The 9037-nt window shown below is 28.9% G+C and carries 7 protein-coding genes and 1 pseudogene; 2 read left to right on the plus strand and 6 right to left on the minus strand.

What is annotated here, in order from left to right; genetic code table 11:
• Positions 1-46: 46 nt before the first annotated feature.
• The 5 genes and pseudogenes from AC1XWJ_RS03835 to gshAB all read right to left on the minus strand — a co-directional run bounded on the left by AC1XWJ_RS03835 (position 47) and on the right by gshAB (position 5697).
• Entirely contained in the window at positions 47-646 is a 600-nt protein-coding gene (locus AC1XWJ_RS03835; RefSeq protein WP_483334577.1) for a helix-turn-helix domain-containing protein, read from the minus strand.
• Between the two features lie 57 nt (positions 647-703).
• Positions 704-1021, minus strand: coding sequence for a hypothetical protein (locus AC1XWJ_RS03840; RefSeq protein ID WP_483334578.1), 318 nt, complete (start codon positions 1019-1021; stop codon positions 704-706).
• 39 nt (positions 1022-1060) lie between these two features.
• Positions 1061-1861 (minus strand): annotated as a pseudogene (locus AC1XWJ_RS03845) (oxidoreductase).
• 254 nt (positions 1862-2115) lie between these two features.
• A complete protein-coding gene (locus AC1XWJ_RS03850; protein ID WP_483334579.1) occupies positions 2116-3327 on the minus strand; it encodes an aminoacyltransferase in 1212 nt (403 codons plus the stop codon).
• A 117-nt stretch (positions 3328-3444) separates the two neighbouring features.
• Complete coding sequence (gene gshAB / locus AC1XWJ_RS03855; RefSeq protein WP_483334580.1) at positions 3445-5697, minus strand: bifunctional glutamate--cysteine ligase GshA/glutathione synthetase GshB; 2253 nt, start codon at positions 5695-5697, stop codon at positions 3445-3447.
• A 351-nt stretch (positions 5698-6048) separates the two neighbouring features.
• On the opposite strand from gshAB, the gene AC1XWJ_RS03860 reads away from it, so the two are divergent.
• Positions 6049-7206, plus strand: a complete 1158-nt coding sequence (locus tag AC1XWJ_RS03860; protein ID WP_483334581.1) for an MFS transporter — start codon at positions 6049-6051, stop codon at positions 7204-7206.
• A gap of 245 nt (positions 7207-7451) precedes the next feature.
• The gene (locus AC1XWJ_RS03865) at positions 7452-8060 is read left to right on the plus strand and encodes a TetR/AcrR family transcriptional regulator (protein WP_483334582.1); all 609 of its coding nucleotides are present in this window, start codon (positions 7452-7454) and stop codon (positions 8058-8060) included.
• Between the two features lie 103 nt (positions 8061-8163).
• Here AC1XWJ_RS03865 and AC1XWJ_RS03870 read toward each other — a convergent pair.
• The coding region (locus AC1XWJ_RS03870) for an iron-containing alcohol dehydrogenase (RefSeq protein WP_483334583.1) at positions 8164-9037 on the minus strand (874 nt) is incomplete at its 5' end.

Here is a 9037-nt window from a genome sequence, read left to right on the forward strand (position 1 = left end):
TTTTAAAACAAAATAAAAAAAGAGGAATCTCCTCCTCTTTATATATTTATTTTATATTATTATTTTTTCTATATTCTGTTATCGTTATTCCCGTCCAATTTTTGAACGCCCTATTAAACGAGCTAACCTCACTATACCCTACTAACGATGCAATTTCTTCTATAGGTACTCCTATCTTCAAATAAGAAAAAGACATAGCCTTCTGAACGGCTTGCAATTCTTTTTTAAAACTAGTTTTTTCACTTGATAAATTACGTTGCAACGTTCTAACACTTACCCCTAACCTCTGTGCAATATCCTCCACAAAAAACGCCCCATTAGGAATAGCAGAATAGAGTTCTTGCTGAACATACCCTGCAAAACTCTTATCTAAACTTTGTTCCGCCAAATTTTTTGTAAGTTCCGTCTCTAAATATTGCCACATAATGTTATTTTGCGTCAAAAATGGTTTTACTAAATCTTTTTTATCAAATATAAGTCGATTATTTTCATTTTTTTGAACTAATACTCCGAAATCCGATATAGTCTCTTCATCATATTCAAAAGGACTTTCAACAACAATGGGAACAATATTTTCTCCTATACCTGTCCTAATAATACTAAGCAATAATAATTGCTCATTTAAAACAGAAAACTTAGGCAACATCATTTCTCTATGCACATATCTATAAGAAATAGATACCGTTGTATCGGATTCTATAACCTATACATTAATAGGTCCTACTACCTTTTTAAAGCGCGCAAACCTATCAATAGCCTCTAGACCATTAGAAGATGATAATGCAGCAAAAAAAGCAGGAACAAACATTTGAATATTATTAATATTACTAAGAATTCGAATGTTTTGTTCTGACATTACTCTATCAAATTCTTGCAAAAGACGATAATATTCGAATGTCGTTAAATTAACTTTTTCTTTCCATAATTTATTTGGTATTTCTGCTTTTTGTAACAAGATATTAATATCTGCTCCTATATCATTAAGAAATTTTTGAAACTGACTTGTAATTACTAGTTTCATTGATATATCCTTCCTTTTTATTTTAATTAATACACTAAATTAACGCATTGAAAATAGCATCATTCTATCAAAGAATTTATCACCAAAAATACGTCTAATTCCTATCAACATTTTTCCACCACGACCGACAAGATAACGTGTTTTCGGGTTTTTAGCATTAATAATCTTTAATATAGTACGAGAAATTACCTCTGGACTTGATCCAGGAGCCGGATTATTTTCCATAGCTTTAATATACCCTTTTACCAAACGTTTGTAAGGACCATTTTGTGATTCAAACGAAAAATTATCACGAACTGCAGCATTAAATCCTGTATTAATTATTCCCGGCTCTAAAACTACAACTTTTATATTAAATTCCTTTAATTCCATACGCAAACAATCACTAAATCCTTCAATAGCGTGTTTACTCGCATGATACCAAGCCCCTCTAGTGGAGTATATATTTCCCCTCCCATTGAAGATGTATTAATAATCAATCCTGAACGACGTTCACGCATATAAGGTAAAACCTTCTTAGAAACGAGCAACTCCATAAACATTAACTTCAAATTGATGTTGTACTTTTTCCATAGACAAATCTTCTACTGGACCGTATAATCCATATCCTGCATTATTCCAAAGAACGTCTATACGTCCTTGCTCACTAATAACATTTTTAACAACTTTTTCAATATCTTCTTCATTGGTAACATCCATTTTTAATATATGTCCTCCAATATTTTCTAAATCTTTCATCTTTTCTACACTACGTGCAACACAGTAAACAATATGTCCGGCATTAATTAAATCTTTGGCAGCTAATTTCCCCATTCCTGATGATGCTCCTGTAACTAAAATTACTTTTTCATTCTACATTTCCATACCTCTTTTTATTTATTATTTATTTTATGAGTATATTTTATAGTAACTAATAATTAAAAACAATGACAATTAACGCCTTTTATTAATCAATTTATGCCATTTTTACAAAAAAAATCATAAAAACAAAAAATATAGTAACTTAATTTTTAAAACCAAGTTACTATATTTTCAAGCTATTATAGATTTCTCTACACGTCCTTATTTAATTTTAAAATACAAAATAAATGCAATCAATGTCTAGAACGTAATTTCTTACGAATTTTGTAAGCAAACATAAATAGCGGAGAAAGTATAGAAGTATTTAAATCAAATTCTCCTATGTACTCTTCAATAGCGGGATTGAAATTTGACTTAAATTTTGTTAGTCCATCATCAAGACTACCTTCTACGCCACCCATATTAGAACAAATTACTCCATCATCAAGAGCTTGCTGAAATACTTGAGGATAAAGTAAATATTGAGGATAGAATTTCTTAAATTCATCATTCATTCCTGCATAAAGTAATTCCATAACATTACCAAACTTAATAGCTAAAACCCCTGCAATATTCACCTCATTAGGATATTTCATTACAAATCCCTCAAATTCTTCGATATATTTCTCGAAAGATTTTTTCTGTTCTGTTAATTTAGTTAGACGTTTTTTCTGATGTTCTGCAGTTTTCGTTATTTCTAATTCAACACCCGCTAATTGACTTCTATATTCTTCTAATCTTTTCTTAATATTAATAGTAGCTAAGTAAAGATATAAATCTTCTCCATAAATATCTGACATCTTTTTGAAGTAATTATAGTTACGAAGTGATACTCCTTTTCTAACTTCTGTTAATTCCATAATTTTAGCAAATTCTTTTATGTCCAATTCTGTTCCACGTTTAACACTAACCCCTCTATTTTGAGCGTCTTTCATCAAACGTTTAGTATGCTTAGGAAACGTGTCAATAATATCGTCTTTTGTATAAATATTAGCTTGAAATCGAGGTTGAATACTATCTTGCATTCTAGTTGTTCGGCCATTCCACTTTGCACCATTATTTTCAAGAATTTTAACGATAGATAGTGTCTCTTCACATTCCGAAACATTTTCTCCTATAGTATATTTTTTTAAATGCAAATTAGGATCAAACTTTATAACTAACGCCTTATATTTCTTAGCAATTTTTTTCAAAGATTTCAATACAAAACTAACTAATTGCTGATCTGTATAATCCATAATAGGTCCCCTCGGAATATAAATCAATGCAAATCCCAAGGGAAGACGTTGAATCAAAATAGAAGCAACAGCTATTAAATAATCATTTTTATAAAATCCTATACGCTCATTCTTCCAATTATCCTTCACTTTTGCCCAAGAACTACTCTGCAATAAGTTATTTTGTTTGTGATTTTTCACAAAATTATCATGTTCTTCTGTCGAAATCCCTATTTTATATGTATACATAATTTGAATACCTTCCTAATTACTTTAAAATCAGTAAATTCTATAGTAATTATTTATTTTTAATTAAATAAACTTTTAAATTTGTTTTTTCATATTTTATTAGTTAATAGTTATTGATTAGTATTTTTCTGGAAATAACATTTTCAATACATCTTCTGACAACCTTCTAGACTTCCCTTGAGATGGGAAAATGTGCATCATCATCATAGGATTAAAATTCGCCTCTATTATACCATAATTATTAGATGTAGCTTTTTCTTTTATATCTTCTATTATTAAATCTACACCACATACTTTCGAAAACATAGCCGAAGCTACTCCCTCTGCAATTAATTTGTAACTAGCATCTACTTTGTCGGTCATATCTATAGAGTCTCCCCCAGTACTAATATTAGAATTAGCTCTTAAATAAGCAATTTGCCCTTTTTCTAATATAGTATCTTTAGTATATCCTTGTTCTTTTAGTTGTAAAAGCTCAATATCACCTAAAGCTATTTTTTTTAGCGGCGAAGATAAACCATCCCCTCGAAGACTATTTTTATTTTTGTTTATTACTAATTGCTCTATTGTAGATATTCCATCTCCTACTACGTTAGCCGGAACTCTAAGCAAAATAGCTTTGGTTTCACCATCTAATACAAAAAATCTATATTCTGTCCCAGATATAAATTCTTCTATCATAATCTCTTTATCTTCTTTTAGAGCAATAGTTACTGCTTTAACAAAATCTTCGATATTATTAATACCATGTTGGAAAATAGTAATTCCTAATCCATAATTCGTACTTTTAGGTTTAATAACTATAGGTTTATTTTCTACTTTCGGATAAAGTCTAATAGCTTCTTCTTTACTAGTAACTTGATAGCTATTAGGAACTCTAAAACCATGTTTTGCCAAAACTTTCTTGGTAACAACTTTATTCTCCATTATTAATGGTGAAATATAACTATCATGTTTAGTCATATTCCCATTTTTTACATATTCTTCATGCCCATCGTAGCTAAGACGTATAAACTGGTCATTTTCATCCAAAATTTCAACCGCAATTCCAGCAGCTATGGCATCACTGATAACTGCTTGTGTAGATAACTCCATATTAGAAAAATGAGTCAATCTATAATAATTTTCTAAAGCACTAGATTTATATTTTTTAGCCAATTCTAAACCTATTTGTAACATATCTCCTACTTCTTCATATTTTAACCAAAGTTTACCACCTACAGTTAAATCTGGTTTAGATAGTTGTTCTTTTTTCTCTAAAACTATATTCATATCTTCTTTAGAATAATTACCTTCTTCTAAAAATTCTATAAATAAATCTAATATTCTTTCACCTTCATCTTTGTACTTAGCCTGTGATAAAGGATGTGATAAAGCTATACTGTTACTATACTCTAAACCTTTATCAACAGATGTTGTAATGTCTTCTTCATCTAGCCATATTAAAAGCATAGCAAATAAATGAATAAACCTAATATCCTTTTCTAATATTCCATAACTAGCAAAAGGATTAATATCAAACAACCTAAATTCTACATATTCAACACCTTTTTCAGGTAAATCAACAACACTTTTCGCACCTCGAAATCTAACACTAGAATAGAATTCCTTTTCTGCAATTAACTGATTATTATCAACATAACTTCTTAAATCTTTTGCATAATCTTCTATAGAGTTATAAGATACCTTAATATTATCTTTGTTTACATAACCATATTTGCTAGTCCTTATACTTCTAACTGCAGATACAGATTCCTCTCCTCTAAAATATTCTTTAGGTACAATTGGCGTCGCTCCATAAAAATAAACTAATAGCCATTGATAACGGATAAACTGTCTTGCTAACTTCATATAAAGTTTGTTACGGACTTCAACTTCTGATTTATTAGTAATATCAATTAGTTTCTCTATAAAATTATTAGAAAAACCAAAATTATAATGTATTCCCGAAATCATCTGTTTATACTTACCATAAACTTCCGATAAATATTCTCTATATTTAACATCTTTCTCATTCGCAAATTGCGCTACTTTAATTTTATCTTCTGGCGGAAGAATAGCAGGAGCACTAAGAGGCCAAATATATTCATTATTCGGCAATTTTCTTAACATAACTTCGTGAATTGTTCCTAGCCATCTATAGACATCTCTATCATTATTCTCAGGTTGTGTAATAAATTCTAATTGTGCTTCCGCAAAATCAGTTTGTATATAAGGATGATTATCTCTACTTCCAATACTAGTAGGATGCATAGTATCACTTATAGTTCCGTCAGCAAAAATACGCATACCTTCTTTTTCAATCCCTATAGTTCCCTCATTTAGATACGAAAATAAATTATTCTTTCTTATTATATTTTTAAAATCCATATTAACTTATTCTTTCTAGTAATTATATATATATATATATATATTATTATGTTATCACAAACTTCTATTTTATTACAGAAAAACACTTTAGAATAATCAAGCCTTATAAACAATATTACTACTAAATACATTTATAAAAGTACATAGGATAATATCATTAAGTATACAGTAATAAAAATAAAAATTCACTTACCTTAATTTAATTAAATTAATAAAAATAATTTCATACAATTTCCTATTTTTTATAAATTGAATCTTAATTTGTATTATATATACAAGTTGAATTACTTGACCTATTACTTATTTAACTGTAATCTATATTGTAGCCAAAAGATACACAAGGAGATTTTTATGCATCAGCAAAAACATTTAAAAATTGCAATATTATCAATATCAATATTTTTAATGTCGCATTTAGCAATAGCACCAGCAATACCCAAACTTTATGAACTATATCATAATAACAACGAAAAATTAGGGCTTGCTTCTGTCGAAAACTTGGTAACAATACCCGCTATGATGATTACTATTTTCGTTCTACTTAGCAATATCATTGTAGCAACAATAGGGAAAAAATATACTACACTTATAGGATTATCATTAATACTAATTTCCGGAATAATATCATTCTTCACAACTAATTTTACTGTTGTATTTGTTTGTAGATTATTATTAGGCGTCGGTATAGGTCTATACAACTCTATCTCTATAAGCATTATTAGCGACTATTATTACGGAAATGAACGTGATAATATGATCGGTTATAGAACGGCTTTTTTAAATATCGGAAAAGCACTAACGACTTTTATTTCTGGATACGCTATTATGTTCGGACCTAATTATGCATTTTTGGTTTATCTATTAGTTATTCCTGTATTTTTAATATTTTTCAAATACGTCCCTAACAAACCAGAAGCAGCACGAACATTCAAAAACAATTTTGTATTTAACAAAAAAAATATACTTACTATTTTCGCTACTTTTTTTGTTGGTATTAGTTATATAGGAGCTACGATCAAGATACCTACATTGTTAATTAACAAACACGGATTTGCTACTACTACTTCTAGTAATTTACTTACCATCCTAGCTTTAAGTGGAATATTAAGCGGCTTTTTATTCGGAAAATTTATAAAGTATTTCGGCGATAGAACTTTAATAATAATGATTACATTTATGATATTTGGTAATTTTGTATTTACTGCAACAACAAATATAATAGTACTATTTATAGCATCTACATTAATAGGAGCTAGTTTTGTAGGAACTATGTCTTACATATTCTATTACATTTCCAAAAACTTCTCTAAAGAGCATATAAATTTTTCTATTAGTACCGCTCTCACAGCAGGAAATATCGGCGTAATAATAACACCATTAATTCTAACAAAATTATTGGAAAAACTTAGCTTAGAATTATTTATTACACCATTTTATATAACTACAATAATGTCAGTATGTAATATATTTATCTATTATTTATTAAAAAAAGAAAATAACAAAATATAATATTTAACTAAAATCAAAAGTCAATAAATAAGATTATAGACTTTTGATTTTAATTTTATATTAAAAGAAAGACTATTATAATAAATTATATTAATAAATAAAATACAGTCACTATATATTTTCCCATTATAATATAATATATATTATTTTTATAATTACAGATTTAAAATAATTGATTAATTTTTTTGAAAGTGCTATAATTTCATTATAAAGGTTATAATAGCAATAGTAAGGGGGACTCCACATTGACATTAAACAATAAAACTAGAGAAAAAATTATAAAAGAAACTACAAAATTAATACAAAAATATGGTTACACCGAAACAAATTTACAAGATATTATAAAAAAATCAAAGTCTCCAAAAGGAAGTTTATACCATTATTTCCCTAAAGGTAAAGATGACATCATAATCTCAGCACTTAATAGTATTAATGTGGAATTTAATAAAAAGTTTCAAAATTCTGTAAATAGAGATTCCAATTTAACAGAAATATTAGAAGGTTTATTGACATTGTTTAAAACTAAAGAACGTAGTTATGGAACTCCTAGCTTCCGCTTAACTTTATTGGCGCTAGAAACTATAGGGCAAGCCCCAGAAGTTTCTAAAAAATGTGGTGAAATTCTACAAGAATGGAGAAACACATTATCACAAACAATAGAAAATATAGGATTAAGCAAAAATACTAGCGATACTATAAGCGCTTGGTTTTTCTCAACTTTACAAGGAGCTATTTGCGCATCAGTAATACACAAAGATACTTCACATATGGATATAGCAGAATCATCTATAAAATTAGTAGCCACTTTAAACGAAAACCAAATTAAAACTATCTTTTCAACAAAAGAAATATAATATTTTTCAAAATATGTTTTTTATTTTCTATATTATTCAAAAAAAAGAGAGCTTTCGCTCTCTTTTTCATTTACATTTTAATATTTAATTTTTATAGAAGTTCCTAAATTTTTTCTTCGAATTTTCTTTCTCCGTATCCATCCCAAGCTGCTTCCATAATTCCTTCCATATCTTTTATCATCGCAAGACGTGGGTTAGCTGGTGTACATTGATCTTCGAAAGAATCGAATGCTAGTTTCTCTAAGCTAGCTTTATATTCTTTAAATCCTATACCTGATTTAGCAAAAGCATCATGCTCTTTAAATGCCATAGGACATCCTACTTTTCTTCCTAGTTCATAAACAGCTTGTGCATAAGATTCAACACCTTGTTCTGGAGTGTCTGCTTTTAGACCTAACATTTTCGCAATTTCTTGGTATCTTTCTGCCGCTTGATAGTGCTCATACTTAGGCCATAACGCTACTTTTCCTGGTCTTGTTCCATTATATTTAATTACGTATGGTAATAATGTCGCATTGTTTTCACCGTGTACTGTGTGGAACTTACCTCCAATTTTGTGTGACATAGAGTGTGCTATTCCTAAGAACGCATTGGCAAACGCCATACCTGCTAGACATGATGCATTATGCATTTTCTCTCTTGCATCTCTATCAGCTTCTTTTACTGATTTTTCTAGATTTTCAAAAACAAGTTTAATAGCTTTTAATGCAATACCGTCTGTATAGTCATTAGCTAATATAGCAACATAAGCTTCTGTTGCGTGAGTTAGTACGTCCATACCAGTTGCTGCTGTCGCTCTTGCAGGCACTGTTAATACCAAGTTAGGATCCACTATCGCTACATGAGGAGTTATAGCATAATCTGCTAATGGATATTTCTTGTCATTTTCTTTATCAGAAATTACCGCAAAAGGAGTTACCTCACTACCTGTACCCGAAGTAGTTGGTATTGCGATAAATTTAACTTTTTCTCCTAAA

The organism is Gemelliphila sp. 1F1 (genome assembly GCF_056897515.1).

What these genes read in the sequence shown, in the direction of transcription:
- AC1XWJ_RS03835 (WP_483334577.1), bottom strand. Translation starts at nt 646, where the DNA reads ATGTTGCCTAAGTTTTCTGTTTTAAATGAGCAATTATTATTGCTTAGT.
- AC1XWJ_RS03840 (WP_483334578.1), bottom strand. Translation starts at nt 1,021, where the DNA reads ATGAAACTAGTAATTACAAGTCAGTTTCAAAAATTTCTTAATGATATA.
- AC1XWJ_RS03850 (WP_483334579.1), bottom strand. Translation starts at nt 3,327, where the DNA reads ATGTATACATATAAAATAGGGATTTCGACAGAAGAACATGATAATTTT.
- gshAB (WP_483334580.1), bottom strand. Translation starts at nt 5,697, where the DNA reads ATGGATTTTAAAAATATAATAAGAAAGAATAATTTATTTTCGTATCTA.
- AC1XWJ_RS03860 (WP_483334581.1), top strand. Translation starts at nt 6,049, where the DNA reads ATGCATCAGCAAAAACATTTAAAAATTGCAATATTATCAATATCAATA.